General features: G+C 66.8%; 26 protein-coding genes and 1 tRNA gene. 16 read left to right on the plus strand and 11 right to left on the minus strand.

Annotation, left to right across the window (positions count from 1 at the left end; translation table 11 throughout):
* Positions 1–11 precede the first annotated feature (11 nt).
* The 4 genes from LGN17_RS22675 (at position 12) to LGN17_RS22690 (ending at position 3,642) form a co-directional block, all read left to right on the plus strand.
* Positions 12–1,181, plus strand: coding sequence for an ABC transporter permease subunit (locus tag LGN17_RS22675; RefSeq protein ID WP_226198719.1), 1,170 nt, complete (start codon positions 12–14; stop codon positions 1,179–1,181).
* Between the two features lie 24 nt (positions 1,182–1,205).
* Positions 1,206–1,982, plus strand: coding sequence for an ABC transporter ATP-binding protein (locus LGN17_RS22680; RefSeq protein WP_011352945.1), 777 nt, complete (start codon positions 1,206–1,208; stop codon positions 1,980–1,982).
* Entirely contained in the window at positions 1,982–2,698 is a 717-nt protein-coding gene (locus LGN17_RS22685; protein ID WP_175971225.1) for an ABC transporter ATP-binding protein, read from the plus strand. The genes LGN17_RS22680 and LGN17_RS22685 overlap by 1 nt, the downstream gene beginning before the upstream one ends.
* Before the next feature lie 272 nt (positions 2,699–2,970).
* Positions 2,971–3,642 (plus strand): DUF2278 family protein, encoded by a 672-nt coding sequence (locus LGN17_RS22690; protein WP_175950970.1) that lies wholly within the window; start codon positions 2,971–2,973, stop codon positions 3,640–3,642.
* A 24-nt stretch (positions 3,643–3,666) separates the two neighbouring features.
* Here the strand turns inward: LGN17_RS22690 and LGN17_RS22695 are convergent, their stop codons facing one another.
* The 3 genes from LGN17_RS22695 to LGN17_RS22705 all read right to left on the minus strand — a co-directional run bounded on the left by LGN17_RS22695 (position 3,667) and on the right by LGN17_RS22705 (position 6,645).
* On the minus strand, positions 3,667–4,122 hold the full coding sequence (locus LGN17_RS22695; protein ID WP_226198720.1) for a GNAT family acetyltransferase: 456 nt from the start codon (positions 4,120–4,122) through the stop codon (positions 3,667–3,669).
* 13 nt (positions 4,123–4,135) lie between these two features.
* Complete coding sequence (locus LGN17_RS22700) at positions 4,136–5,320, minus strand: acetylornithine transaminase (protein WP_096502305.1); 1,185 nt, start codon at positions 5,318–5,320, stop codon at positions 4,136–4,138.
* A gap of 293 nt (positions 5,321–5,613) precedes the next feature.
* Complete coding sequence (locus LGN17_RS22705; protein WP_039368138.1) at positions 5,614–6,645, minus strand: CDP-6-deoxy-delta-3,4-glucoseen reductase; 1,032 nt, start codon at positions 6,643–6,645, stop codon at positions 5,614–5,616.
* A gap of 107 nt (positions 6,646–6,752) precedes the next feature.
* Here LGN17_RS22705 and LGN17_RS22710 point away from each other — a divergent pair, with 107 nt between their 5' ends.
* Positions 6,753–7,790: an NAD-dependent epimerase/dehydratase family protein gene (locus LGN17_RS22710; RefSeq protein ID WP_226198721.1), complete on the plus strand. Its 1,038-nt coding sequence runs from the start codon at positions 6,753–6,755 to the stop codon at positions 7,788–7,790.
* Here the strand turns inward: LGN17_RS22710 and LGN17_RS22715 are convergent.
* Positions 7,773–7,961 (minus strand): hypothetical protein, encoded by a 189-nt coding sequence (locus LGN17_RS22715; RefSeq protein ID WP_226198722.1) that lies wholly within the window; start codon positions 7,959–7,961, stop codon positions 7,773–7,775. The genes LGN17_RS22710 and LGN17_RS22715 overlap by 18 nt on opposite strands.
* A 105-nt stretch (positions 7,962–8,066) precedes the next feature.
* Positions 8,067–8,783: a pseudouridine synthase gene (locus tag LGN17_RS22720; RefSeq protein ID WP_226198723.1), complete on the minus strand. Its 717-nt coding sequence runs from the start codon at positions 8,781–8,783 to the stop codon at positions 8,067–8,069.
* A 107-nt stretch (positions 8,784–8,890) separates the two neighbouring features.
* Between LGN17_RS22720 and copC the strand changes: the two genes are divergently transcribed.
* From copC to LGN17_RS22740, 4 genes are all read left to right on the plus strand, one after another.
* Entirely contained in the window at positions 8,891–9,265 is a 375-nt protein-coding gene (gene copC / locus LGN17_RS22725) for a copper homeostasis periplasmic binding protein CopC (protein ID WP_226198724.1), read from the plus strand.
* A gap of 63 nt (positions 9,266–9,328) precedes the next feature.
* Positions 9,329–9,829 carry a DinB family protein gene (locus LGN17_RS22730; RefSeq protein ID WP_226198725.1) on the plus strand — a complete coding sequence of 167 codons (501 nt, stop codon included), beginning with the start codon at positions 9,329–9,331 and terminating at the stop codon, positions 9,827–9,829.
* Between the two features lie 183 nt (positions 9,830–10,012).
* On the plus strand, positions 10,013–10,786 hold the full coding sequence (locus LGN17_RS22735) for an SDR family oxidoreductase (protein WP_226198726.1): 774 nt from the start codon (positions 10,013–10,015) through the stop codon (positions 10,784–10,786).
* A gap of 173 nt (positions 10,787–10,959) precedes the next feature.
* The gene (locus LGN17_RS22740; protein ID WP_226198727.1) at positions 10,960–11,895 is read left to right on the plus strand and encodes a LysR family transcriptional regulator; all 936 of its coding nucleotides are present in this window, start codon (positions 10,960–10,962) and stop codon (positions 11,893–11,895) included.
* 40 nt (positions 11,896–11,935) lie between these two features.
* Here the strand turns inward: LGN17_RS22740 and LGN17_RS22745 are convergent, their stop codons facing one another.
* A complete protein-coding gene (locus tag LGN17_RS22745) occupies positions 11,936–12,832 on the minus strand; it encodes a LysR family transcriptional regulator (protein WP_226198728.1) in 897 nt (298 codons plus the stop codon).
* Positions 12,833–12,938: 106 nt separating this feature from the next.
* Here LGN17_RS22745 and LGN17_RS22750 point away from each other — a divergent pair, with 106 nt between their 5' ends.
* Entirely contained in the window at positions 12,939–13,829 is an 891-nt protein-coding gene (locus LGN17_RS22750; protein ID WP_226198729.1) for an alpha/beta fold hydrolase, read from the plus strand.
* Between the two features lie 148 nt (positions 13,830–13,977).
* Here the strand turns inward: LGN17_RS22750 and LGN17_RS22755 are convergent.
* The 3 genes from LGN17_RS22755 to LGN17_RS22765 all read right to left on the minus strand — a co-directional run bounded on the left by LGN17_RS22755 (position 13,978) and on the right by LGN17_RS22765 (position 16,322).
* A tRNA-Leu gene (locus LGN17_RS22755) sits at positions 13,978–14,062 on the minus strand.
* A gap of 96 nt (positions 14,063–14,158) precedes the next feature.
* The gene (locus tag LGN17_RS22760) at positions 14,159–15,316 is read right to left on the minus strand and encodes an ABC transporter substrate-binding protein (RefSeq protein ID WP_226198730.1); all 1,158 of its coding nucleotides are present in this window, start codon (positions 15,314–15,316) and stop codon (positions 14,159–14,161) included.
* Positions 15,317–15,380: 64 nt separating this feature from the next.
* Positions 15,381–16,322, minus strand: a complete 942-nt coding sequence (locus LGN17_RS22765; protein ID WP_046544612.1) for a CysB family HTH-type transcriptional regulator — start codon at positions 16,320–16,322, stop codon at positions 15,381–15,383.
* A 215-nt stretch (positions 16,323–16,537) separates the two neighbouring features.
* Here LGN17_RS22765 and LGN17_RS22770 point away from each other — a divergent pair, with 215 nt between their 5' ends.
* The 6 genes from LGN17_RS22770 (at position 16,538) to cobA (ending at position 22,726) form a co-directional block, all read left to right on the plus strand.
* On the plus strand, positions 16,538–18,217 hold the full coding sequence (locus LGN17_RS22770) for a nitrite/sulfite reductase (protein ID WP_175971236.1): 1,680 nt from the start codon (positions 16,538–16,540) through the stop codon (positions 18,215–18,217).
* Positions 18,218–18,242: 25 nt separating this feature from the next.
* Positions 18,243–18,785, plus strand: a complete 543-nt coding sequence (locus tag LGN17_RS22775) for a DUF934 domain-containing protein (protein WP_226198731.1) — start codon at positions 18,243–18,245, stop codon at positions 18,783–18,785.
* Positions 18,782–19,528: a phosphoadenylyl-sulfate reductase gene (locus LGN17_RS22780; RefSeq protein WP_226198732.1), complete on the plus strand. Its 747-nt coding sequence runs from the start codon at positions 18,782–18,784 to the stop codon at positions 19,526–19,528. The genes LGN17_RS22775 and LGN17_RS22780 overlap by 4 nt, the downstream gene beginning before the upstream one ends.
* Before the next feature lie 76 nt (positions 19,529–19,604).
* Positions 19,605–20,567 carry a sulfate adenylyltransferase subunit CysD gene (cysD, locus tag LGN17_RS22785; protein ID WP_226198733.1) on the plus strand — a complete coding sequence of 321 codons (963 nt, stop codon included), beginning with the start codon at positions 19,605–19,607 and terminating at the stop codon, positions 20,565–20,567.
* 22 nt (positions 20,568–20,589) lie between these two features.
* Positions 20,590–21,906: a sulfate adenylyltransferase subunit 1 gene (locus LGN17_RS22790; protein ID WP_226198734.1), complete on the plus strand. Its 1,317-nt coding sequence runs from the start codon at positions 20,590–20,592 to the stop codon at positions 21,904–21,906.
* 70 nt (positions 21,907–21,976) lie between these two features.
* Positions 21,977–22,726 carry a uroporphyrinogen-III C-methyltransferase gene (cobA, locus tag LGN17_RS22795; RefSeq protein ID WP_226198867.1) on the plus strand — a complete coding sequence of 250 codons (750 nt, stop codon included), beginning with the start codon at positions 21,977–21,979 and terminating at the stop codon, positions 22,724–22,726.
* Between the two features lie 81 nt (positions 22,727–22,807).
* On the opposite strand, the gene LGN17_RS22800 is transcribed toward cobA, so the two are convergent.
* Both LGN17_RS22800 and lptG read right to left on the minus strand, forming a co-directional pair.
* Positions 22,808–23,191 (minus strand): sirohydrochlorin chelatase, encoded by a 384-nt coding sequence (locus tag LGN17_RS22800; RefSeq protein WP_175971242.1) that lies wholly within the window; start codon positions 23,189–23,191, stop codon positions 22,808–22,810.
* Positions 23,192–23,218: 27 nt separating this feature from the next.
* Positions 23,219–24,367 (minus strand): LPS export ABC transporter permease LptG, encoded by a 1,149-nt coding sequence (lptG, locus tag LGN17_RS22805; protein WP_175950989.1) that lies wholly within the window; start codon positions 24,365–24,367, stop codon positions 23,219–23,221.

Consider the following 24,367-nt stretch of genomic DNA (forward strand, 5'->3'; position numbering starts at 1 on the left):
GAGCAAACAACATGACATCCATTCAACCGATCGAATCCTCGACGTCGCTCGTCGAAGAGCGCAACACCGCCAAGACCGTCATCATCGGCCTCCTGACCGCGGTCCTCGTGATCGCGGCGCCGATCGTCATCGGCTCGGCCGGCGGCAACTACTGGGTCCGCGTGCTCGATTTCGCGATGCTGTACGTGATGCTCGCGCTGGGCCTGAACGTGGTGGTCGGCTTCGCCGGCCTGCTCGACCTCGGCTACATCGCGTTCTACGCGGTGGGCGCTTACACGGCGGCACTGCTGAGTTCGCCGCACCTGACCTCGCAATTCGAGTGGATCGCGGCGCTCGCGCCGAACGGCCTGCACATCCCGTTCCTGATCATCGTGCCGATCGCGATGGCGCTGGCGGCGACCTTCGGGATCCTGCTCGGCGCGCCGACCCTGCGCCTGCGCGGCGACTACCTGGCGATCGTGACGCTCGGCTTCGGTGAAATCGTCCGGATCTTCATGAACAACCTCGACCGTCCGGTGAACATCACCAACGGCCCGAAGGGGATCACGGGCATCGATCCGGTGCACATCGGCGACTTCAGCCTCGCGCAGACGCACTCGCTGTTCGGGATCCAGTTGCCGTCGGTCTACATGTATTACTACCTGTTCGTGCTGTGCTCGCTGCTGGTGATCTGGGTGTGTACGCGCCTGCAGCACTCGCGTATCGGCCGCGCATGGGCGGCGATCCGCGAAGACGAGATCGCGGCGAAGGCGATGGGCATCAACACCCGCAACGTGAAGCTGCTCGCATTCGCGATGGGCGCGTCGTTCGGCGGCCTGTCGGGTGCGATGTTCGGTTCGTTCCAGGGCTTCGTGTCGCCGGAATCGTTCACGTTCTGGGAATCGATCGTCGTGCTGGCCTGCGTGGTGCTCGGCGGCATGGGCCACATCCCGGGCGTGATCCTGGGTGCGGTGCTGCTCGCGATCTTCCCGGAATTCCTGCGCTCGACGATGAGCCCGCTGCAGCACGCGCTGTTCGGCCACGACGTCGTCGATACGGAAGTGATCCGTCAGGCGCTGTACGGCCTCGCGATGGTGGTCATCATGCTGTACCGCTCGGAAGGCCTGTGGCCCGCGCCGAAGCATGAGGACAGGATCGCGAAACTGGCGAAGCGCAACAGCAAGAAGCCGGTGCGCGCTTAACCTACGGACACTGGGGATACACACATGAGCGACAAACAAATCCGACTGTCCGTCAAAGGCGTGAACAAGCGCTTCGGTGGCCTGCAGGCGCTGTCCGACGTCGGCCTCGAGATCAAGGAAGGCGAGATCTACGGGCTGATCGGCCCGAACGGCGCCGGCAAGACGACGTTCTTCAACGTGATCACGGGCCTCTACACGCCGGACTCCGGCGAGTTCAAGCTTGACGGCACGGAATACAAGCCGACCGCGGTGCATCAGGTCGCGAAGACGGGTATCGCGCGCACGTTCCAGAACATCCGCCTGTTCGGCGGGATGACGGCCCTCGAGAACGTGATGGTGGGCCGCCACGTGCGCACCAAGCACGGGCTGCTCGGCGCGGTGTTCCAGACGCCGGCCGAACGCCAGGAGGAGCGCGAGATCAAGGAACGCGCGATCGAGCTGCTCGAATACGTCGGCGTGCTGCAGTACGCGGACTACACGTCGCGCAACCTGTCGTATGGCCACCAGCGCCGTCTCGAGATCGCGCGCGCGCTGGCGACCGATCCGAAGCTGCTCGCGCTCGACGAGCCGGCGGCCGGGATGAACGCGACCGAGAAGGTCGAACTCACGCGCCTGCTCGACAAGATCCGCTCGGACGGCCGCACGATTCTCCTGATCGAGCACGACGTGAAGCTCGTGATGGGGCTGTGCAACCGGATGACGGTGCTCGATTACGGCAAGGTGATCGCCGAGGGTCTGCCGCAGGACGTGCAGAAGAATCCGAAGGTGATTGAGGCATATCTCGGCGCAGGGGTGCACTGATGGCAGCGGCAATGTTGAAAATCAAGGGCTTGCAGGTCAACTACGGCGGCATCCAGGCCGTCAAGGGCGTTGACATGGAAGTTCGTCAGGGCGAGCTCGTGACGCTGATCGGCGCGAACGGCGCAGGCAAGACCACGACGATGAAGGCGATCACGGGTCTCAAGGCGTATTCGGCAGGGGACATCGAGTACGACGGCAAGTCGATCAGGGGCATTCCGACGCACGAGCTGCTCAAGCGAGGCCTCGCGATGGTGCCGGAAGGTCGCGGGATCTTCGCGCGGATGTCGATCATCGAGAACATGCAGATGGGCGCGTACCTGCGCAACGACACCGAGCAGATCAAGAAGGACGTCGACCGCATGTTCGGCTTCTTCCCGCGCCTGAAGGAGCGTGCGACGCAGCTCGCGGGCACGCTGTCGGGCGGCGAGCAGCAGATGCTGGCGATGTCGCGCGCGATCCTCTCGAAGCCGAAGCTGCTGCTGCTCGACGAGCCGTCGATGGGCCTGTCGCCGATCATGGTCGAGAAGATCTTCGAAGTGGTGCGTGAAATCTCGAAGGAGGGCATCACGGTGCTGCTCGTCGAGCAGAACGCGCGTCTCGCGCTGCAGGCGGCCGACCGCGGCTACGTGATGGATTCGGGCACGGTCACGATGGAAGGTGATGCGAAGCAGATGCTCGACGATCCGAAGGTGCGTGCCGCGTACCTGGGTGAATGAGTGAGTGAATGAGCGGGCCCGGTGGTGTGCGACGGCAGGTGCCGGGCACGCCGCACACGGGCTTTCGAAAGGCTGTCACGGGATGCCGTGACAGCCTTTTTTTCGTGTCATGAGATTCGGATCGAACTTGTGCGTGCGAGTGCGACTCCATTCGACTGGTGCGCCGCGCAAGCGGCGCGGGAACGATGGGGCGGCCGCCCGTTGCCGGTCGCCCGCAAACCGACACACGGGCCGTGTAGCATCGATGGCCCATCGGGACACGGAGAGCACGCATGAGTCTGGACTACGGTTTCGTGAAGGCGAAGGTGACATCGGTGGCGACGCTGAAGGGCTCGCCGCACGGCAGCGAGATCCAATATCACATCCACCTGACGCTGGCGTTGCCCGGCGGCGACTGGGACGTCGCGATCAACGTCGGCACCAACGACGCGGACGACCTGCTGAACTACAAGCTCGTCTACGATTTCCACCACCCGATCACGCAGACCCTCGCGGCCGCCGCCGAAGGCTATACGGACCTGACGGGGCAGGCCGCGCTGCCCGCGCTCGACTACCTGCGCAGCGACATCCTGAACGAAACGGGCGCGTGGCGCCCGAGCGCCGTGATGGACGGCACGGAGAATCAGGAGCCGATCCCGTCGCTGCTGCGGCTGGTGAACGCCGCGCAGTCGCAGGGGCTCGATGTCGTCGTGTTCGGCCGCTCGTATGCCGAAGGCAACGGCATCCACGACACGCACATGAACCAGGGTTCGACCGGTTCGACCTACCTGCATCGCGCAGGCGACGACCACAACGACCACAACGACATCTGGCAGGACGGAGCGCTGATCGTGCGCGTGAGCGACACGCAGTGGGCCGCGTATTTCGCCGCGTTCGAGCAGCAGGCCGTGCCGACCGACGCGCTCGGCAATCCGCTGCCGGGCGCGGGGCCGATTACCCGCTGAAGTGGCGGGCTGCCGGCCTTCGCTTCATGCGGCCGGCAGCGTCTTGCCGAACGAGATGCGTTCCTCGACGCGATAGCCGAGCGCCGCGTAGAAGCGGCACGCATCGTCGTTGCCGGGCAGGACCTGAAGATTGACCTTCAGGCAGCCGCGCGCGGCGAGCGCGCGTTCCGCATGCGCGATCAGTGCACGGCCGATGCCGAGCCGCCGCGCGTCGTTCGATACGCCGAACGAGTAGAGCCAGCCGCGATGCCCGTCGAAACCCGCCATCAGCGTGCCGACCACGCGTGCGCCGCTGGTCGCGACGAAGAACAGTTCCGGCTGCGTCGCGACCTTCAGCTCGATGGATCGCAGCGGATTGCGGTGCGGTGGCGCGTCGGCGTCTTCGTACTGCGGGAACGCGTCGCGCCATACCGCGAGCACTGCATCGGTGTCGGCGCGTTCGAACGGGCGGATGGCGACAGCATCGGCGACGGCATTCATTTGCGGGCTCTCCTTAGAGCGTGTCGAGAACCGACCGCAGCATCGCCATCATCTGGTCGATTTCCTCGGTCGTCACGTTCAGTGCGGGCATGAAGCGCAGCAGGTTCGGCCGCGCGGCGTTCAGCAGCAGGCCGTCGGGCTGCATGTCGCGCGCCTTCTCGACGATCTGCGGGCCGATGTCCTTGCCGAGCAGCAGCGCGCGCAGCAGGCCTTCGCCGCGTTCGCCTTCGAAGCCACGCTCTTCCGACAGCTCGAGCAGCTTGCGCTTCAGGTATTCGCTGCGCGCACGCACACCTTCGAGGAAGCCCGGCGCGACGAGCTGCGAGATCACCGAATAGCCGACCGCCGTCATCAGCGGGTTGCCGTTGTACGTGCCGCCCTGGTCGCCGGCCTCGAACACCGCGACCTCGGCCTTCGACAGAAGCGCGCCGAGCGGGGCGCCGCCGCCGATGCCTTTCGCGAGCGTCATGACGTCCGGCTCGATGCCGGACAGCTCGTATGCGAACAGCGTGCCTGCACGGCCGCAGCCGCTCTGCACTTCGTCGACGATCAGCAGCAGGTTGTGCTGCTTCGTCAGTGCGCGCAACGCCTGCATGAATTCACGCGTGGCCGGAATCACGCCGCCTTCGCCCTGGATCGGCTCGAGCATCACCGCGACGGTCTTGTCGGTGATCAGCTTCTCGACCGAGTTGATGTCGTTCAGCTCGGCCTTCGGGAAGCCCGGCACCTGCGGTGCGTAGATCGTGTCCCAGCCCGGCTTGCCGCTGGCCGACATCGTCGCGAGCGTGCGGCCGTGGAAGCTGTGGTCGAACGTGATGATCTCGTACGCGCCGTTCTTGAACTTGCGGCCCCACTTGCGTGCGAGCTTGATCGCGCCTTCGTTCGCTTCCGCGCCGCTGTTCGTGAAGAACACCTTGTCGAACACGCTGTGCTGCGTGAGCAGGCCCGCGAGCTTTGCCATAGGTTCGTTGTAGAACGCGGGAGACGGGTTCAGCAGCTTTTCCGCCTGCGTCTTCAGCGCTTCGACGATGCCTTCGTTGCAGTGGCCGAGGCTGTTGACGGCCCAGCCCTGGATGAAGTCCAGATAGCGCTTGCCCGTGTGATCGTAGAGCCACGAACCCTTTCCGTGCGTAAACACGATGTCGGGGCGGTTCGTGATGTACATCAGCGAGTCGATCGGATAATCGTTCAGGGGCATGGCAGCAGACTCCAGCGGAGGGTGGACGGAAAACGGGCAATAAAAAAGCCACGGAAGGCCGTGGCTGGTGGGTCGAACAGCTTGTGCGTAACCGGTGAAGCAGTGTGGGGGTTACGCGCGAGTCCGTGACGAGCCTGCGGCATCCGGGCGGAGCGGCGAGCGGCGACGTCGAAGGGCGGACAGGAAGCAGTTCATGTGCGCAAGCATAAGGCATCCCGCACCTGACTGTAAACCGCCGCGATGCCATGGATGTGACATCGCGGCGCGCAGTGCCGTACGCGGATGTGCGGGCTTTAGACCGGATGTGCGAGGTCGGCGGCGCTCGTGAACGAGTCCGCGTAGAACTCGTCGGCCGGCAGCGCGTGGTGTTGCGTGAAATCGCGCTGCGCGGATTCGACCATCACCGGCGCGCCGCATGCATACACCTGGTGGCCGGACAGATCGGGGAGGTCCTCGATCACCGCGCGATGGACGAAGCCGGTGCGGCCCGTCCACTGGTCGCCGGCGTCCGGCTCGGAGAGCACCGGCACGTACTTGAAGTTCGGAATCTCGCGCGCCCACTGCTCGGCGAGCTCGCCGAGGTAGATGTCCTTCTTGCGGCGCGCGCCCCAGTAGAGCGTCATCGGGCGCGTGATGCCCGTGTGCTTCACGTGCTCGATGATCGCCTTGATCGGTGCGAAGCCCGTGCCCGATGCGAGCAGCACGATCGGCTTGTCGGAATCTTCGCGCAGGAAGAACGTGCCGAGCGGGCCTTCGAAGCGCAGGATGTCGCGCTCCTTCATCGCGCCGAACACGTGGTCGGTGAACTTGCCGCCCGGCATGTGGCGGATATGCAGCTCGATCGGGCCCTCCTCGTGCGGCGCGTTCGCCATCGAGTAGCTGCGGCGCGAGCCGTCCTTCAGGATGAACTCGACGTACTGGCCCGCGAGATACTGCAGGCGTTCGTTGGCGGGCAACTGGAGCTTCACGACCATCACGTCGTCGGCCTTGCGCTCGAGTGCGGCGATCCGGCACGGCAGCTTCTTGACCTGCACGCCGTCGACGCCGGCGATCTCACGCACGTCGATCTCGAGGTCGCACTGCGCCTTCGAGCAGCACAGCAGCGCGAGGCCGCGCGTGCGCTCGTCGTTGGACAGTGCCGACGCGGCGTGCGGGCCCTGTTCGATCTGGCCCGACACGATCTGGCCCTTGCATGAGCCGCACGCGCCGTTCTTGCAGCCGTACGGCAGGTGGACGTTCTGGCGCAGCGCAGCGGCCAGCACGGTTTCGTCCGACTCGACCTGGAATTGCCGGCCGCTTTGCTTGAGAGTGACGTTGAATGCCATAGAACCAAACTAGAACAAAATGTGGGGACCGTGCATGTCGAGCACGGCAGCTACAATGCAAACCCGTTGCGCGTCGCGCAACGGTGGCTACTGATTTCGCAACCAACATGATCGCGACTCGAATCCTGCGCCGGCCGCGCGCACTGATCGTCGGCTGTGGCGACGTCGGCATGCGCTGCGTCGCGCAATGGCGCGACACGCGCCGCAACCTGCGGGTCTTCGCGCTGACGAGCCATCCGGCCCGCCGCGACGAACTGCGCGCCGCGGGCGCGACACCGATCGTCGGCGATCTCGACCGCCGGGCGACGCTCGGCCGCCTCGCGGGTCTGGCCCGCACGATCCTGCATCTCGCACCGCCGCAGTCCGATGGCCGCGACGACCGGCGCACACGTGCGCTGATCGCCGCAACGACCGTGCCTGCACGACGGCCACCGGTGCCGCCGGCACCGGCGGTCGGCCGGCTCCGAACGCTGCGCACCGCTGCCCGACAGGCCGGCGCGCCCGTTCGGGCAGCGCGTATTGTACCCGACGGCCTTTATGCGCCGAGGCTCGTCTACGCCAGTACGACGGGCGTTTACGGCGACTGCGGTGGCGCGCGCATCGACGAGACGCATCCGCTGCGCCCCGCGAATCCGCGCGCGTTCCGGCGCGTGTCGGCCGAGCGGCAACTGCGTGCGGCGACGGTGCGCGGCGTGCTGTCCGCACGCATCGTGCGCATTCCGGGCATCTACGCGGCAAACCGTCTGCCGGTCGCACGGCTCGAGCGCGGCACGCCGGCGCTCGAACCGGCCGACGACGTCTACACGAACCACATCCACGCGGACGATCTCGCGGCGATCCTGCGCCGCGCGGCCGAGCGGGGCAAGCCGGCGCGCGCCGTGCATGCGTCGGACGACAGCGAACTGCGGATGGGAGAGTATTTCGACCGGGTCGCGCAAGTGCTCGGCCTGCCGAGGCCGCCACGCGTCAGCCGCGCGGACGCCGAGCGTCAGCTCGAACCGACACTGCTGTCGTTCATGCGCGAGTCGCGGCGCCTGTCCAATGCACGGCTGAAGGCCGAATTGTGCGTGACGTTGCGCTATCCGACCGTAGACGATTTCCTTCAAACGCTCGCGCCGGGCAGCGCGTCAGGTCAGCGCCGGTAACGCCTCGATCAGCAGGAAGCACAACAGCGCGCCGATCAGCGCGCCAATCAGGTTCGGATGATATTTGTGCTTCAGGTGCATCGCGGCCAGCAGCCCGCCGATCACGATGACACCGACGACCGCGAACGCGATCGTCACGTACGACAGTTCAAAAGAATGGTTGATGTTCATGATGTCTCCCCTGCATCGCTGCTCGTACAGCTTGTGATTCGAGTATAGCGGGGGAACATGCGGCCGAGATGCGGCCGGACGTCGAACGGTCGTGCGGATTTTCCCTTACAGGGTTTTGACGGGATTGCGCAGCGCTGAAAGGTCGGCGCCATCGAGCCAGCGCCACGCACCCGGTGCAAGATCGCCCGGCAGCGCGAAGCCGCCGATGCTTTCGCGATGCAGCGCTTCGACGCGATTGCTCGCCGCCGCGACCATGCGCTTGACCTGGTGATACTTGCCTTCGAGGACGGTCAGCACGAGCGCGTGCGTGTCGCGCGCGTCGGCGGCGACCGCCGCGATCGGCTTCGGCTCGCCGTGCAGCTGCACGCCGGTGCGCAGCATGTTCAGCTGCGTGTCGTCGAGCGGGTGGCGCACGGTCGCCACGTAGGTCTTCGGCACCTTGCGCTTCGGCGACGTGTACGCGTGCACGAACTGGCCGTCGTCGGACAGCAGCAGCAGGCCCGTCGTGTCCTGGTCGAGACGACCGACGCACTGCACGCCGCGCGCGACGAGCGGCGCGGGCAGCAGGCTGAACACGCTCGCGTGGTGTTGCGGATCGCGCGAACACTCGTAGCCGGCCGGCTTGTTGAGCGCGAGATACGCGCGCGCGTGGAACGGCCACGCCGTATCGTCGACCGAGAATACGAGGCCGTCGGTATCGAAGCCGGCGTCGGGGTCGGTCGCGCTGGCGCCCGCCACGGTGACGCGGCCCGCTTCGATCAGGCCGCGGCACTGGCGGCGCGAGCCGAAGCCCTGGGTGTAGAGAATGCTTTCGAGATCCATAGCGCGCGCATTCTATCAAGCGATGGCGCGCGCCCGGCGTGAACGCGCATGCGCTGGTAAGCTGCCGGTACGCTGCGCGGCGCCCGTTCATTCTTCACGGAGAGTCCATGCCCTTTGCCACGTTCCCGTTCGGCCGCAAGGCGGCCGCCGTCATCGTTGCCGCGACCGTATCGTCGGCCGCGTTCGCGCACGCGCACCTCGCGAAGAGCGACCCGGCGGCGGGCGCGGCGGTGGATGCCGCACCCGCCGCCGTCACGATCGACTTCACCGAGCCGCTGGAGCCGGCGTTCAGCTCGATCGTCGTGGTCGACGGCGGCGGCAAGACGGTGTCGGACGGCCGCGCGCGCATCGACGCGTCGAACCGCAAGCGGATGACGGTGCCGCTCATGGCGGTCGGCACGGGCGCCTATACGGTGAAGTGGGTGGCCGTCGCGACCGACGGGCACCGCACGCAGGGCGCGTACGGCTTCAGCGTGAAGTGACGCAACGGCGGCGGCAGGCCCGTGCCAGGGCTGCCGCCGCTCCTATCCGACAGGGAGTCCCGCATGAATCCGACGACGCTCGACGCACTCGCCGATTTCCCCCGTCTGCTCGAAGCCCATTTCGCGGCCGTACCCGACGGCTACGCGCGCTGGACGCCCGACGACTGGGCCGGGATTCCGAGCGAGCATTTTTCGCCGCTCGGGCAGCTCTGCCACGTGCGCGACATCGAGATCGACGGTTATCACGTGCGGCTGCGGCGGATGCTCGACGAAGACCGGCCGCTGCTCGCGTCGATCGATGGCGACGCGCTCGCGATCGAGCGCCGCTACAACGACGCGTATGCGTCCGACGTGCTCGCGGCGATCCGCGAAGCGCGGCGCGAGACGCTGGAGCTCGTGTCGCGCCTCACGCCCGAACAGTTCGCGCGCACCGGGGTGTTCGACGGCTACGGTTCGCTGACCGTGCGCGGGCTCGTCCACTACCTGTGCAGCCACGACCAGCAGCATCTGGCCGGCATGCAATGGCTGCTCGGCAAGATCGACGCGACGCTGTACGCGCGCTGAGCCGGCCGGCATTGGCACAATTCATCGGTTGCAGATTCCGGCGCGATTGTCGGTGCGGCAGGCCGCACTGCCGCGCTTCGATTGGATCGTTTTTCTGGATAATCCATCCAGTCGCGACCGGCTGACCGGTGCGTCGCGCGTGCCTACACTCCAAGCTTCGTTCAACGAGAAAAGGAGTCAACCGTGGCAACTCATACGCTCGCAGGCAAGGTCGTCCTGATCGCAGGCGGCGCAAAGAATCTCGGCGGCCTGATCGCGCGGGATCTGGCGAGCCACGGCGCGAAGGCCGTGGCGATTCACTACAACAGTGCCGCATCGCAGGCGCAGGCCGAGGAGACGGCTGCCGCGGTGCGTGCGGCCGGCGCGGAAACCGCAACGTTCCAGGGCGACCTGACGACGGCCGCCGCGGTCGAGAAACTGTTCGACGACGCGAAGCAGCGCTTCGGCAAGATCGACATCGCGATCAACACGGTCGGCAAGGTGCTGAAGAAGCCGTTCACCGAGATCAGCGAGGCCGAGTATGACGACATGTTCGCGGTCAACAGCAAGTCGGCGTTCTTCTTCATCAAGGAAGCGGGGCGGCACCTCGAGGATCACGGCAAGCTCGTCACGCTCGTGACGTCGCTGCTCGGCGCGTTCACGCCGTTTTATGCGGCGTACGAAGGGTCGAAGGCGCCGGTCGAGCATTTCACGCGCGCGGCGTCGAAGGAATACGGCGCGCGCGGGATCTCGGTGACGGCCGTCGGGCCGGGCCCGATGGACACGCCGTTCTTCTACCCGGCCGAAGGCGCCGATGCGGTCGCGTATCACAAGACGGCGGCCGCGCTGTCGCCGTTCAGCAAGACGGGCCTGACCGACATCGAGGACGTCGTGCCGTTCATCCGCCATCTCGTCACCGACGGCTGGTGGATCACGGGCCAGACGATCCTGATCAACGGCGGCTATACGACCAAGTAACCGACCCGGCAACGGGCCGCGCGGCGCACCGCAATGGCGCGTTTGCGTGGACAATGGACGGGCGCGTGGCCTCGCGGCTGCGCGCCCGTTTTCTTGGTGCCACCGGACCTCGCCGCGACGCGCGACGCGCGACGGCTGGCGGCGGCATTCGTCCGAATCTACGTTCCCTGCCGATGGACAAGCTGGATCAGGTCAGAATCTTCCTGCAGGTTGCCGAGATGGGCAGCTTCATCAAGGCCGCGCATGCGCTCGACGTGCCGCGCGCGACCGTGTCGGCGGCTGTTCAGCAGCTGGAGACGGGGCTCGGTACACGTCTCTTGCACCGCACGACACGTCAGGTGCAACTGACCGCCGACGGCGCGCTGCTGCTCGAACGCGGCCGGCGCCTGCTCGCCGAGGCCGACGAACTCGATCGCCTGTTCCGCCGCCGCGACCGCGACGTGATCGGCCGGTTGAACGTCGACGTGCCGAGCCGGATCGCGCGCCGCGTGGTCGCGCCCGCGCTGCCGTCGCTGTTTCGCCGGTACCCGAAGCTGCAACTGTCGCTTGGTTCGACGGATCGTTCGATCGATCTCGTGCAGGAAGGCGTCGACTGCGCGATCCGCGTGGGGCGGCTTGCGGACAGCAGCCTCGTCGTGCGGCCGCTCGGGCAGTTCACGCTGATCAACTGCGCGAGCCCCGACTACCTGCGCGAATGCGGCGTGCCCGAGCATCCGGATGCGCTCGCGCGCGGGCACTGGGCGATCGGCTATGCGTCGCCGACGACCGGGCGCGAGCTCGGGTGGGAATACTGGGTGGACGGCGAGCGGCACACGCTGACACTGCCGAGCCGCGTGATCGTCAACAACGCCGAAACCTATATCGCCAGCTGTATCGCCGGGATGGGACTGATCCAGATTCCGCGCTTCGACGTCGAACATCTGCTCGACAGCGGCGCGCTCGTCGACGTGATGCCCGGCCACCGCGCCGAGCCGATGGACGTGTCGGCCGTGTACCCGCACCGGCGGCACCGGTCGCGCCGGCTCAATGCATTCGTCGATTGGTTCGGGGAACTGATGGCGGACGCGTTGACCGGGGCAGCGGCCGGGAAGGGCGCGGAAGGCGACTGATCGGGTCGGTTGATGTGCGCCGCATACCGACGCGCTTGTTTCAGTCTGCCGGCGCCGCGAACCGCCGGCTGCGCCCGGTTTCCCGCACCGCATCGATCAATGCCGCGCCGGCTCCGTCCGGTTTCGCCGCGAACGCGTAGAAGCGCGCGGCCGGCAGCGCCGGCAGACCGTCCTGTGGCCCGCATTCGCGCAGGCCGTCGCGCAGCTGGCTGCGCGCCAGTGCGGTGACCGCGAAACCCGCGAGCGCGGCCGACACGCAGCCGGCCATGCTGCTGCTCTCGAACAGCACGCGGAACGGCCGCAGTGCAGCGGCAAGTGCCGCGACGGCGGCCTCCCGATAGACGCATGGTTGCGGAAACAGCGCGAGCGGCACGTCGTCGCCGGCGTCGAGTGTGCGATCCGACGCGAACGCCCACACGAGCGGTTCTTCCCACAGCAGTTCGCCTGGCGTGTCGACCTGCCGGCACTGCTTGCCGAACACGACGTCGAGCCGGCCGAGCGTCTGCTCGCGCAGCAGGGACGCGGTGATGCCGACCTTCAGCTCGATCGACGTGCGCGGGTGGCGGTCGCGAAACGTGCGCAGCACCCGCGGCAGCCACGCGCCCGCGAAATCTTCCGACGCGCCGACCCGCAGCGGCCCGTGCGCCGGCGCGCCGCGCAGCCTCGCGCGCACTTCGCGCTCCATGTCGACGATGTTGCGCGCGTATGCGTACAGCGTGTCGCCGGCTGGCGTAAGCGCGACGCGGCGTGTCGTGCGCGCGAGCAGCACCGTGCCGGCCGCCTGTTCGAGCCGCTTGATGTGGCCGCTGACGGCCGACGGCGTCAGCGCGAGCCGTTCGGCGGCCGGCGCGAACCCGCGGCTGTCGACGACTTCGAGGAAGGTGCGCAGCAGCGTGATGTCGAGTGACGTCGACGCGGGATCAGTCAGCGGTTCCATGGATCGATTCAACGCCATATTCGAAGAATGAACAATGATACTCAATGAATCGTGATGAAAGACTGGCCTACCATCGTGTACTCGGATCGACCCCACGGAGTGCACGATGACGACCTATGCGCATGCGACGACCGCGTCGCTCGACATTGCCTATCTCGAATGGAACCCGCGCGGCGAACACGTGGCCGTGCTGCTGCACGGCTGGCCGGACAGCCCGGTCGGCTGGAACGCCGTGGCGGCCGCACTCGCTGCGCGCGGCTACCGGGTGCTCGCTCCCGCACTGCGCGGCTTTGCGCCGACCCGCTTTCGCGACGCATCCGCGCCGCGTAGCGGCCAGCTTGCGGCGCTCGGGCGCGACCTGCTCGACTTCGTCGATGTGCTTGGCATCGAGCGGCCCGTGCTGGTCGGGCACGACTGGGGCGCGCGGGCGGCCGCGAACGCGTGCGGGCTGCGCGATGGCGCCGCATCCCATCTCGTGATGCTGTCGGTCGGGTACGGCACCAACGATCCGGGGCAGCCGCTGTCGCTGCAGCAGGCGCGCAACTACTGGTATCACTGGTTCATGGCGACGCCGCGCGGCGAGCAGGCGTTGCGCGACGATCGTCGCGCGTTTGCCCGCTTGATGTGGGATACGTGGTCGCCGCCGGGCTGGTATCGCGACAGCGATTTCGAGGCGGCCGCCACCGCGTTCGACGGGCCCGACTGGCTCGACGTCGTCCTGCATTCGTACCGGCATCGGTGGGGATTCGCACCGGGCACGCCGGCCTATGCCGATGACGACGCACGCCTGAATCCCGCGCCGGTGCTGGCGCTGCCGACACTCGTGCTGCACGGCGGCGCGGACGCCTGCAATCATCCGGACAGCTCGGCTCGGCGCGAGCAGTTCTTCGCGGGGCGCTACGCGCGGCAGGTGCTGGACGGCGTCGGCCATTTTCCGCAGCGCGAGGCGCCGGCGGCGGTCGCCGACGCGATTCTCGGGTTCTGCGGGCAAGGCTGATGCGCGCCGATGTGGCCGGCGCGTAGCGGATCGGCAGCCGACACTGGGCGCGCACGCGCTGCGGCGCACACGGCAAAAACAAAAAACCCGCGAAGCGGCGAGCTTGCGCGGGTTTCGGGAGGCGCAGCGCGTCACGCTGCGAGAATGCTGGTGCCCAGGGCCGGAATCGAACCGGCACGCCTTGCGGCGGGGGATTTTGAGTCCCCTGCGTCTACCAATTTCACCACCTGGGCTTGATCCTGTCCGCGCATGCGATTGTGCGCGGCGAAACGCGGATTATGCCCGCAATTCCGACGCCGGGCAAGCTACCCGGTTGCCCGGCACATACGTCACTGGCTCAGGTAGACGAACCGGCCCTGCTTGACGATTCCCATCACGCTCGCGCGCTGGTCGAGCCCCACATGATCCTTGTCGCTCGTGTTGACGACGCCGTTCGGCACGACGAGCTCGTGCGCGCGTTCCAGCTCGCGCCGCAGCGCCGCGCGGAACGCGGGCGTGCCGGGCTGCGCTGCCTTCAACGCGCGGCCGACCGCGTCGGCGAGGCGCGGGTAGACGCCCGCGGCGTCTCCCGCGAACTGCGTGACCGTGCCGGCGCCGTACTTCGCCTCGTATGCGTCGACGAACGCGAGCGCCGCCTTGCGGGCCGGATGATCGGCCGGCAGCGTGCGCGCGACGACCACCGGCTGGGTCGGGAACAGCGTCCCGTCGACGTCCTTGCCGCCAAGCTTGATGAATTCCGGTGTCGCGATCCCGTGCGTCTGGTAGACCGGGCCCTTGTAGCCGCGTTCGATCAGCGTGCGTTGCGGCAGTACGGCCGGCGTGCCGGAGCCCGCGATCAGGATCGCGTCGGGCTTCGCCGCGATCAGCTTCAGCGCCTGGCCCGTGACGCTCGCGTCGGTGCGGTTGAAACGCTCGGTCGCGACGACGCGGATCTTGCGCAGGTCCGCGAAGCGCGTGAACTCGTTCAGCCAGCTGTCGCCATAGCTGTCCGCGAAGCCGATGAAGCCGACCGTCTTCACGCCGTGGTTGGCCATGTAGCGCGTCATCACGTCGGCCATCGCCCGGTCGCTCTGCGCCATCTTGAATGCCCAGGTCCGCGCGCCTTCCTGCGGCTCGACGATCGCGCCGGAGCCGACCAGCGTAATCATCGGCGTCTGCCCGGCGGCCACCGCATCGAGCGCCGCGAGCGCGGCCGGCGTGATGTTCGGCCCGACCACGACGTCGACATGATCCTCGTCGACCAGCTTGCGGATGTTGCGCACCGCGGTGCCCGGGTCGGACGCATCGTCGAGCACCGTCACCTGGACGGGCTGACCGGCGATCGTCTTCGGCCACATCAGGATCGCGTTCTTGCTCGTGATGCCGATCGCGGCGGCGGGGCCGGTCGACGACAGGTCGACGCCGACCTTCAGGTCGGCATGCGCGGTGGCGCAGGCCAGTACGAGGGCGCCGGCAGCGGCGCGGCGCAACAGGGCGGTAAGCGTCATGCGGAATTCTCCGTCGGACAGCAAAAAGGGGCGCGATGTGCGCCCCCGTGTTTATACACGCCGCTCAGAGTTCGTACGATTCGGATTCGCCCTTGAGCGCCTGCTCGATCAGCTTGCGGTTCAACGTCGGCGACAGCAGTTCGACGAGCGTATACACATAGCTGCGCAGGTAGGCACCCTGCTTGAGCGCGACGCGCGTCACGTTGCTGCCGAACAGGTGGCCGACCGGGATCAGCCGCAGGCTGCGGTCGCGCTCGGGATTGAACGCGATGTCCGCCATGATGCCGACGCCGAGGCCGAGTTCGACGTAGGTCTTGATCACGTCGGCGTCGATCGCCTCGAGCACGATGTCCGGCGACAGTCCGCGCAGCGCGAACGCATGGTTGATCTTCTTGCGGCCCGCGAACGCATCGTCGTACGTGATCAGCGGGTACTGCGCGAGATCGTCGAGCGTGACCGGCTTGCGTTCGAGCAACGGGTGGTCGGCCGGTACGACGGCCGCGTGGTGCCACTGGAAGCAGGGCAGCGACACGAGTTCCTTGTAGTCGGAGATCGCCTCGGTCGCGATCGCGAGATCGGCCTGGTCGTGGATCACCATCTCGGCCACCTGCGTCGGGCTGCCCTGCAGGATCGACAGGTGCACCTTCGGGAAGCGCTTCTTGAACTCGGCGATCGCGGCCGGCAGCGAGTAGCGGGCCTGCGTGTGGGTCGCGGCGATGGTCAGGTTGCCCTGATCCTGTGCCGCGTAATCCTTCCCGACCCTTTTAAGGCTTTCAACCTCCTGGAGAATCCGCTCGACCGACGCGAGGATGATCCTGCCCGGCTCGGTGAGCGAGCGCACGCGCTTGCCGTGCCGCGTGAAGATCTCCACGCCCAGCTCGTCCTCGAGCTCGATGATCGCCTTCGATACCCCCGGTTGCGACGTGTAGAGCGCCTTGGCGGCCTCGGTGAGATTGAAATTCTGCCGGACGGCCTCGCGCACGAAGCGAAATTGGTGCAGGTTCATTTATAACCCTTCCGCATATCAACAGAATTTTTTAGTCGTTTGAAATATAAGGCGAGTTTATTACGATTCACCGGAGTTTTTCAAATATGGATATCTGTTTTCGTCATTAGCAATCCACCCGGCAGCGGATGGCGGCAGTGACGACGCAACGGAGATTCGGGCGCGACGTGGCTAGGACGTCGCGCGGTCACCACGAAAACCCCTGGGGTCCCCGAATGTATCAGTACGACCAATACGACCAGACGATCGTCGACGAGCGTGTCGCGCAGTACCGCGATCAGGTGCGCCGCCGCCTGTCGGGCGAGCTGAGCGAAGACGAGTTCCGTCCGCTGCGTCTGCAGAACGGCCTGTACATGCAACGCCACGCGTACATGCACCGCATCGCGATTCCGTACGGCAACCTGCGCAGCGACCAGCTCCGGATGCTGGCGCGCATCGCCCGCGAACACGACCGCGGCTACGGCCACTTCTCGACCCGCTCGAACATCCAGTTCAACTGGATCCAGCTCGAAGACACGCCCGAGATCCTCGCGAAGCTCGCGTCGGTGCAGATGCACGGCATCCAGACCTCGGGCAACTGCATCCGCAACATCACGGCGGACCAGTTCGCGGGCGTCGCCCAGGACGAGGAGATCGATCCGCGTCCGTGGTCGGAAATCCTGCGCCAGTGGTCGACGTTCCATCCCGAATTCGCGTGGCTGCCGCGCAAGTTCAAGATCGCGGTGTCGGGCTCGACGCACGACCGCGCGGCCGTGCAGATCCACGACCTCGGCGTGTACCTGAAGAAGAACGCGCAGGGCGAGGTGGTCGCGAGCATCCTCGCGGGCGGCGGCCTCGGCCGTACGCCGATCATCGGCGCGGTGATCAAGGAAGACCTGCCGTGGCAGCACCTGCTCACGTATTGCGAAGCCGTGCTGCGCGTGTACAACCGCTACGGCCGCCGCGACAACCTGTACAAGGCGCGCATCAAGATCCTCGTGAAGGCGCTGTCGCCCGCGAAGTTCGCGCAGCAGGTCGAGGAAGAGTGGCAGCACCTGAAGGACGGCCCGTCGACGCTCACGCAGGCGGAAGTCGACCGCGTGTCGCAGTACTTCCAGCCGCCCGTCTACGAGAAGCTGGCCGATACCGACGCATCGTTCGAACAGCACCTGCTCGAGAACAAGGCGTTCGCGCGCTGGGTCGAACGTAACGTCGCGCCGCACAAGGTGGCCGGCTATGCAGCCGTCACGCTGTCGCTGAAGGATCACCGTGTCGCGCCGGGCGACGCGACCGACCAGCAGATGGATCTGGTGGCCGACTGGGCCGACGCGTACTCGTTCGGCGAACTGCGCGTGTCGCACGAGCAGAACCTGATTCTCGCGAACGTGAAGAAGCGCGACCTGTTCGCGCTGTGGGAAAAGGCGAAGGCAGCCGGCTTCGCGACGCCGAACATCGGCCTGCTGACCGACATCATCGCGTGTCCGGGCGGCGATTTCTGCTCGCTCGCGAACGCGAAGTCGATCCCGATCGCGCTGGCGATCCAGCAGCGTTTCGACGATCTCGACTATGTGTACGACCTCGGCGACCTGTCGCTGAACATTTCCGGTTGCATGAACTCGTGCGGTCACCACCACGTCGGCAACATCGGCATCCTCGGTGTCGACAAGGACGGCGCCGAGTGGTACCAGGTGTCGCTCGGCGGCGAGCAGGGCACGGGCCGGAACGGCGCGCGCCTCGGCCGCGTGATCGGGCCGTCGTTCTCGGCGGAAGAAGTGCCCGACGTGATCGCGAAGCTGATCGACACGTTCGTCGAATCGCGCATCGACGGCGAGCGCTTCGTCGAGACGTACGACCGCATCGGCATCACGCCGTTCAAGGAGCGCGTGTATGCGGCGCGCCAGGCAGTGAACGCGTAACCAACCGGGTACAAGGAATTAGCAGATGGCTTCGATTATCAAGAACCGTGCTGTGATCGACGATGCATGGCAGGTCGTGCGCGCGGCGGAAGACGGTGCACTGCCCGCGGTCGACGCGTTGCCGGCCGGCAAGGTGCTGGTGCCGTTCGCGTTGTGGCAGGCCGAGCGCGCCGCGCTCGTCGCCGCGAAGACGAAGGACGAGCTCGGCGTGTGGCTCGCGCCGGACAGCGAGCCGGCCGATCTCGCGGCCGATTTCGGTGCGATTTCGCTGGTTGCCGTCGACTTCCCGCGCTTCGCGGACGGCCGCGGCTACAGCATCGCGCGCCTGCTGCGCGAGCGCCACGGCTGGACGGGCGAGCTGCGCGCGATCGGCGACGTGCTGCGCGACCAGTTGCTGTACATGTCGCGCTGCGGCTTCGACGCATTCGCGGTGCGCGCCGACAAGGACATCCACGACGCGCTGAATGCGTTCACGGAATTCACGCAGCGTTATCAGGGCGCGTTCGACCAGCCCGAACCGCTGTTCCGCCGCCGCGCCGCGTCGGCAGAAGCGAAGGTGGGCGCATGAGCACCGCGACCGCCACCACGCTGACGCCGGAGCTCGCCGCGAAGGTCGAGCGCCTCGACGCGCTGCTCGCGCAGATCGGTGCCCGTCACGAGAAGGTGAAGTTCGCGAGCAGCCTCGCGGCGGAAGACATGCTGCTCACGCATGCGATCCTGTCGAAGGGCGTGCGAATCGGCATCTTCTCGCTGAACACGGGCCGCCTGCACGCGGAAACGCTCGGCATGATCGACCGCGTGCGCGAGCGCTACGGCTACGAGATCGAGCAGTTCCATCCGCAGCAGGATGCGGTCGACCAGTATGTTGCGGAGCACGGCCTGAACGCGTTCTACGAGAGCGTCGAACTGCGCAAGTCGTGCTGCCACATCCGCAAGGTCGAGCCGCTGAATCGCGCGCTCGCGGACGTCGGCGCATGGGTCACGGGCCAGCGCCGCGAGCAGTCGGTCACGCGTGCCGAGCTGCACGAGGAAGAACAGGACGAAGCGCGCGGGATCGCGAAGTACAATCCGCTCGCTGACTGGACCGAGAGCGATGTGTGGGCGTACCTTGAGGCGTTTGACGTGCCGGTGAACCCGCTGCATGCGCGCGGCTACCCGAGTATCGGCTGCGAGCCGTGTACGCGGGCGATCCGTCCCGGCGAGGACAGCCGCGCGGGCCGCTGGTGGTGGGAGTCCCGCGATACGAAGGAATGCGGGCTGCACATCACGACGATCACGCCGATTTCCGCGGAAGCCGGCGCCACGCACTGAAAGCCTGACAAGAAACTGACTATTGCGCCGCCTGCGACAGCGGGCGGCACGAACCCAGAAGAGAAGGACTGAAAACATGAGCACGACGCTCGAGCAATCCGCCTTTGCCCCGCCCGCCGGTGCCGACAGCCGCATGGGCCACCTCGACTGGCTCGAAGCCGAGTCGATCCACATCCTGCGCGAACTGGTCGCCGAATGCAGCAAGCCGGCGCTGTTGTTCTCGGGCGGCAAGGATTCGGTCGTCGTGCTGCATCTGGCACTGAAAGCATTCGGCCTCGGCGCGAACCGCAAGACGACGCTGCCGTTCCCGCTCGTGCACATCGACACGGGCCACAACTACGAAGAAGTGATCGACTTCCGCGATCGCCGCGCGAAAGAACTCGGCGCCGAGCTGGTCGTCGGCCACGTCGAGGATTCGATCAAGCGCGGCACGGTCGTGCTGCGCCGCGAAACCGATTCGCGCAATGCCGCGCAGGCCGTCACGCTGCTCGAGACGATCGAGCAGCACGGCTACACCGCGCTGATCGGCGGCGCGCGCCGCGACGAAGAGAAGGCGCGTGCGAAGGAGCGCATCTTCTCGTTCCGCGACGAATTCGGCCAGTGGGATCCGAAGGCACAGCGCCCGGAACTGTGGAGCCTGTACAACGCCCGCCTGCACAAGGGCGAGCACCTGCGCGTGTTCCCGATCTCGAACTGGACCGAGCTCGACGTTTGGCAGTACATCGCGCGCGAGAACCTCGAGCTGCCGTCGATCTATTACGCGCACGAGCGCGAGATCGTGCGCCGCAACGGGCTGCTCGTGCCCGTCACGCCGCTCACGCCGATGCGTGACGGCGAGACGAGCGAAGTCGCCCAGGTGCGCTTCCGCACCGTCGGCGACATTTCCTGCACGTGCCCGGTCGAGAGCGACGCGGACGACGTCGAGAAGATCATCGCCGAGACGGCGGTGACCGAGATCACCGAGCGCGGCGCGACCCGGATGGACGACCAGGCCTCCGAAGCCGCGATGGAACAGCGCAAGAAGCAAGGTTATTTCTGAGGCACACGAGGACATTCACATCATGAGCATCATCGAGAACACCGAAGACCTCGGCGTGCTGCGTTTCATTACCGCGGGCAGCGTCGACGACGGCAAGAGCACGCTGATCGGCCGCCTGCTGTACGACAGCAAGGCCGTGCTGTCCGACCAGCTGTCCGCGCTGTCGCGTGCGAAGAACAAGCGCACGGTCGGCGACGAGCTCGATCTCGCGCTGCTGACCGACGGTCTCGAAGCCGAGCGCGAGCAGGGCATCACGATCGACGTCGCGTACCGCTACTTCGCGACCGCGAAGCGCAAGTTCATCATCGCCGATACGCCCGGCCACGAGCAGTACACGCGCAATATGGTGACGGGCGCATCGACCGCGCACGCGGCGATCATCCTGATCGACGCGACGCGCGTGACGGTCGAGAACGGCGTGGCCGACCTGCTGCCGCAGACCAAGCGCCACAGCGCGATCGTCAAGCTGCTCGCGCTGCAGCACGTGATCGTCGCGATCAACAAGATGGACCTCGTCGACTACAGCGAAGCGCGCTTCAACGAGATCCGCGATGCGTACGTCACACTCGCGAAGCAGCTCGGCCTCGCCGACGTGCGCTTCGTGCCGGTGTCGGCGCTGAAGGGCGACAACATCGTCGGCGCGAGCGAGCGCATGCCGTGGTACGCGGGCGAGCCGCTGCTCGACGTGCTCGAATCGCTGCCGGTCGAGACGCAGGCGCACGACGCGCTGCGCTTCCCGGTGCAATGGGTCGCGCGCCAGGACGGCAGCTCGGCCGACGATTTCCGCGGCTACATGGGCCGTATCGAGTCGGGTGAAGTGAAGGTCGGCGACGAGATCGTCGTGCTGCCGTCGAACCGCACGGCGACGGTCGCCGAGATCGTCGCGCCGGTGCCAGGCGGCACGGCGTCCGTCCCGCAGGCCTACGCGGGCCAGGCCGTGACGATCCGCCTCGAGGAAGACGTCGACGTGTCGCGCGGTGACATGTTCGTCACGTCCGGCGAGCCGGTCGCGCCGGCGAAGAAGCTCGAAGCCGATCTGTGCTGGTTCGACGAGACGCCGTTGTCGTCGCAGCGCAAGTACCTGCTGAAGCAGACCACCAGCACGGTGTTCGCGAAGATCGGCGGTGTCAAGCAGGTGCTCGACGTGCACACGCTGTCGCACGCGACCGACCGTCACGAGCTGAAGATGAACGACATCGGCCGCGTCGCGCTGACGCTGCAGAAGCCGATCGTTTGCGACACGTACGACGCGCATCCGGGTACCGGCGCGTTCGTGCTGATCGACGAGGCGACGCATCACACGGTTGCCGCAGGGATGATCCGGGCGTTCTCGGCGTAACCGGGAAACCGCGCCGCTTTGCGGCGGCGCGGGCCGGAGCCGACGCTTGCTGGAAGGTGAAGCGACAAACATGGGCAAGGTGTATCTGATCGGAGCAGGGCCGGGCGCGGCCGACCTCATCACGGTGCGCGGCGCGCGGCTGCTCGAGCAGGCGGACGTCGTGCTGCACGACGCGCTCGTCGAGCCCGCGATGCTCGACTACGCGCCGAATGCGCGCAAGATCGCGGTCGGCAAGCGCTGCGGGCAGCGCTCGACCGCGCAGCACTTCATCAACAAGCAGATCGTCGATGCGGCACGCGAGCATGCGTGCGTCGTGCGGTTGAAGGGCGGCGACCCGATGCTGTTCGGTCGCGCCGAAGAGGAGATGCGCGCGCTGGAAGCGGCCGGTATCGACTACGAGGTCGTGCCGGGCATCACCGCGGCGCTGGCCGGGGCGGCGACGCTGAAGCGTTCGCTGACGTTGCGCGGCGTGTCGCGCAGCGTCGCGTTCGCGACGCACAGCCGCGCGCCGGGCAGCGACGAGATTCGCGAAGCCGCGCGCGCCGATTCGATCGTCTACTACATGGGCCGCGACAGCGCGCCCGGCATCGCGCAGGAACTGATCGACGCAGGCCGTGCGCCGGCGACGCCCGTGGCGATCGTCGAGGCATGCAGCACCGCGCGCGAACGCACGCTGACGCTGACGCTCGCGCAGATGGCGGCGGGCGACGCGCAGGCGTGGCTCGATCCCGCGGAACCGAGCCTGCTGATGATCGGCGATGCGTTTGCCGAGCGCGCCGGGCAGGCAGAAGCCGGCGATCCAATGCGGAATGCCGCCTGAGCGGAATCCGGCTGGAGTCCCAAACGAAAAAAGCGCTGGCGGAAGCCAGCGCTTTTTCTTTGTGGGCCGTGAATGCGTGACTTACGCGCCGTCGCCGATCTGGTCGATGCAGTAGCGCGCGATCGCGTCGAGCACGCCGTCGTCTTCGCCGACGGCCGTGGCGCAACGGATCTCGACACCGGGATGCGCGACGCGGCATGCGTCGACGAGCTGCGGCAGGTCGCGGCGGACATGGCCGCCCTGGCCGAAGAACACGGGCACCACGGTGATGTGCGAGCAGCCGGCCGCGACCTGCGCGGCAACCGCGTCACCGAGCGACGGCGTCATCAGTTCGAGGAATGCGAGCGACACGTGTGCAGCAGGGGAGGGGGCGCCGCGCAGCCGCGCGGCGAGCCGCTCGAACGGCTCGGCCCACCGCGGGTCGCGGGCGCCGTGGCCGAACAGGACGATGCCGTGCGAACTCATGTCGAAGCCTCCGTCGTGACGCGGCGCTCAGTGCCGATCGACCCACTTGAGTGCGAACAGGCCGAGCGCGAGATAGATCAGGCCCGGTGTCGCCGCGGTGAGCGGCGCGGGCCACGTGTTCAGCGTGCCGATGTGCGAGAACAGCGTATTGAGGAGCTGGAAGCTCATGCCGAGCATGATGCCGCCGAACACCTTCACGCCGACCACGCCCGCACGCGTGTGCAGGTACGCGAACGGCAGCGACAGCACGAGCATCACGAACACCGCGAACGGATACAGCAGCTTGCGCCACAGCGCGATGTCGTAGCGCTGCGTGTCCTGCTGGTTCTCGCGCAAGTGCTGGATGTAGCGGAACAGGTTGATGATCGACATGCGCTCCGGCGACACGAGCAGCACCGACAGGATCTGCGGGGTGAGGTCCGAGCGCAGCCGGTATTCGGGCAGCGATACCTGCTGCGACCGGTATACGGGGTTCAGCGCGTCGGGCGGCTGGCCGCTGACCGGCTTGATCGGCGTCAGTTCGGTCTCGGTGACGCCCTTCAACAGCCAGTGGCCGGGCGGCTCGTAGCGGCCCGTCTGCGCGATCCGCACGTTGCGCAGCTGGAATTTCGAATCGAATTCGTAGATGCGCACGTTGCTGATCGTCGAGTCGGGCGACAGGCTGCCGACGTTGACGAAACGCGTGACCTGCTCGCCGTTTTCACGGGCCGCGAGCGTGTCCTTCACCCACACGCCCGACTGGAAATTCGACGACACCGATGCGCCGAGCGCCTGCAGCCGCACGCGTTCGGACAACTGGTCGGCGTACGGGCCGACGAATTCGCCGATCAGGTAGGTGACGATCACGAGCGGCACGCCGATCTTCAGGAGCGAGCGCAGCGCCTGGTTGGTCGCGAGGCCCGACACGCGGAAGATCGTGAATTCCGAGTTCGCGGCCATCTGCGCGAACACGTAGATCGCACTGATCAGCGCGGCGACCGGGATGATTTCGTAGAAGCGCGACGGTGTCTGCAGCGCGACACGCAACACCGCGTAGCCGAACTTGTAGTTGCCGTGCCCGACCGAGTTCAGTTCGCTGATCAGGTCGAAGAAGAAGAACAGGCCCGAGAACGCGAACAGGATGAAGACGAACGTGACGTAGATCTGCCGCGCGAAGTACTTTTCATAGAGCCGCAT

Origin of the sequence: Burkholderia sp. AU30280 (genome assembly GCF_020420125.1) — a bacterium.
Taxonomy (GTDB): domain Bacteria; phylum Pseudomonadota; class Gammaproteobacteria; order Burkholderiales; family Burkholderiaceae; genus Burkholderia.

Coding starts and splice junctions, on each gene's coding strand:
- LGN17_RS22750 (WP_226198729.1), top strand. CDS start 12,939: ATGACGACCTATGCGCATGCGACGACCGCGTCGCTCGACATTGCCTAT.
- copC (WP_226198724.1), top strand. CDS start 8,891: ATGCCCTTTGCCACGTTCCCGTTCGGCCGCAAGGCGGCCGCCGTCATC.
- LGN17_RS22675 (WP_226198719.1), top strand. CDS start 12: ATGACATCCATTCAACCGATCGAATCCTCGACGTCGCTCGTCGAAGAG.
- LGN17_RS22775 (WP_226198731.1), top strand. CDS start 18,243: ATGGCTTCGATTATCAAGAACCGTGCTGTGATCGACGATGCATGGCAG.
- LGN17_RS22695 (WP_226198720.1), bottom strand. CDS start 4,122: ATGAATGCCGTCGCCGATGCTGTCGCCATCCGCCCGTTCGAACGCGCC.
- LGN17_RS22730 (WP_226198725.1), top strand. CDS start 9,329: ATGAATCCGACGACGCTCGACGCACTCGCCGATTTCCCCCGTCTGCTC.
- LGN17_RS22765 (WP_046544612.1), bottom strand. CDS start 16,322: ATGAACCTGCACCAATTTCGCTTCGTGCGCGAGGCCGTCCGGCAGAAT.
- LGN17_RS22800 (WP_175971242.1), bottom strand. CDS start 23,191: ATGAGTTCGCACGGCATCGTCCTGTTCGGCCACGGCGCCCGCGACCCG.
- cobA (WP_226198867.1), top strand. CDS start 21,977: ATGGGCAAGGTGTATCTGATCGGAGCAGGGCCGGGCGCGGCCGACCTC.
- LGN17_RS22690 (WP_175950970.1), top strand. CDS start 2,971: ATGAGTCTGGACTACGGTTTCGTGAAGGCGAAGGTGACATCGGTGGCG.
- LGN17_RS22710 (WP_226198721.1), top strand. CDS start 6,753: ATGATCGCGACTCGAATCCTGCGCCGGCCGCGCGCACTGATCGTCGGC.
- LGN17_RS22705 (WP_039368138.1), bottom strand. CDS start 6,645: ATGGCATTCAACGTCACTCTCAAGCAAAGCGGCCGGCAATTCCAGGTC.
- cysD (WP_226198733.1), top strand. CDS start 19,605: ATGAGCACGACGCTCGAGCAATCCGCCTTTGCCCCGCCCGCCGGTGCC.
- lptG (WP_175950989.1), bottom strand. CDS start 24,367: ATGCGGCTCTATGAAAAGTACTTCGCGCGGCAGATCTACGTCACGTTC.
- LGN17_RS22740 (WP_226198727.1), top strand. CDS start 10,960: ATGGACAAGCTGGATCAGGTCAGAATCTTCCTGCAGGTTGCCGAGATG.
- LGN17_RS22700 (WP_096502305.1), bottom strand. CDS start 5,320: ATGCCCCTGAACGATTATCCGATCGACTCGCTGATGTACATCACGAAC.
- LGN17_RS22780 (WP_226198732.1), top strand. CDS start 18,782: ATGAGCACCGCGACCGCCACCACGCTGACGCCGGAGCTCGCCGCGAAG.
- LGN17_RS22680 (WP_011352945.1), top strand. CDS start 1,206: ATGAGCGACAAACAAATCCGACTGTCCGTCAAAGGCGTGAACAAGCGC.
- LGN17_RS22745 (WP_226198728.1), bottom strand. CDS start 12,832: ATGGAACCGCTGACTGATCCCGCGTCGACGTCACTCGACATCACGCTG.
- LGN17_RS22720 (WP_226198723.1), bottom strand. CDS start 8,783: ATGGATCTCGAAAGCATTCTCTACACCCAGGGCTTCGGCTCGCGCCGC.
- LGN17_RS22790 (WP_226198734.1), top strand. CDS start 20,590: ATGAGCATCATCGAGAACACCGAAGACCTCGGCGTGCTGCGTTTCATT.
- LGN17_RS22760 (WP_226198730.1), bottom strand. CDS start 15,316: ATGACGCTTACCGCCCTGTTGCGCCGCGCCGCTGCCGGCGCCCTCGTA.
- LGN17_RS22685 (WP_175971225.1), top strand. CDS start 1,982: ATGGCAGCGGCAATGTTGAAAATCAAGGGCTTGCAGGTCAACTACGGC.
- LGN17_RS22770 (WP_175971236.1), top strand. CDS start 16,538: ATGTATCAGTACGACCAATACGACCAGACGATCGTCGACGAGCGTGTC.
- LGN17_RS22715 (WP_226198722.1), bottom strand. CDS start 7,961: ATGAACATCAACCATTCTTTTGAACTGTCGTACGTGACGATCGCGTTC.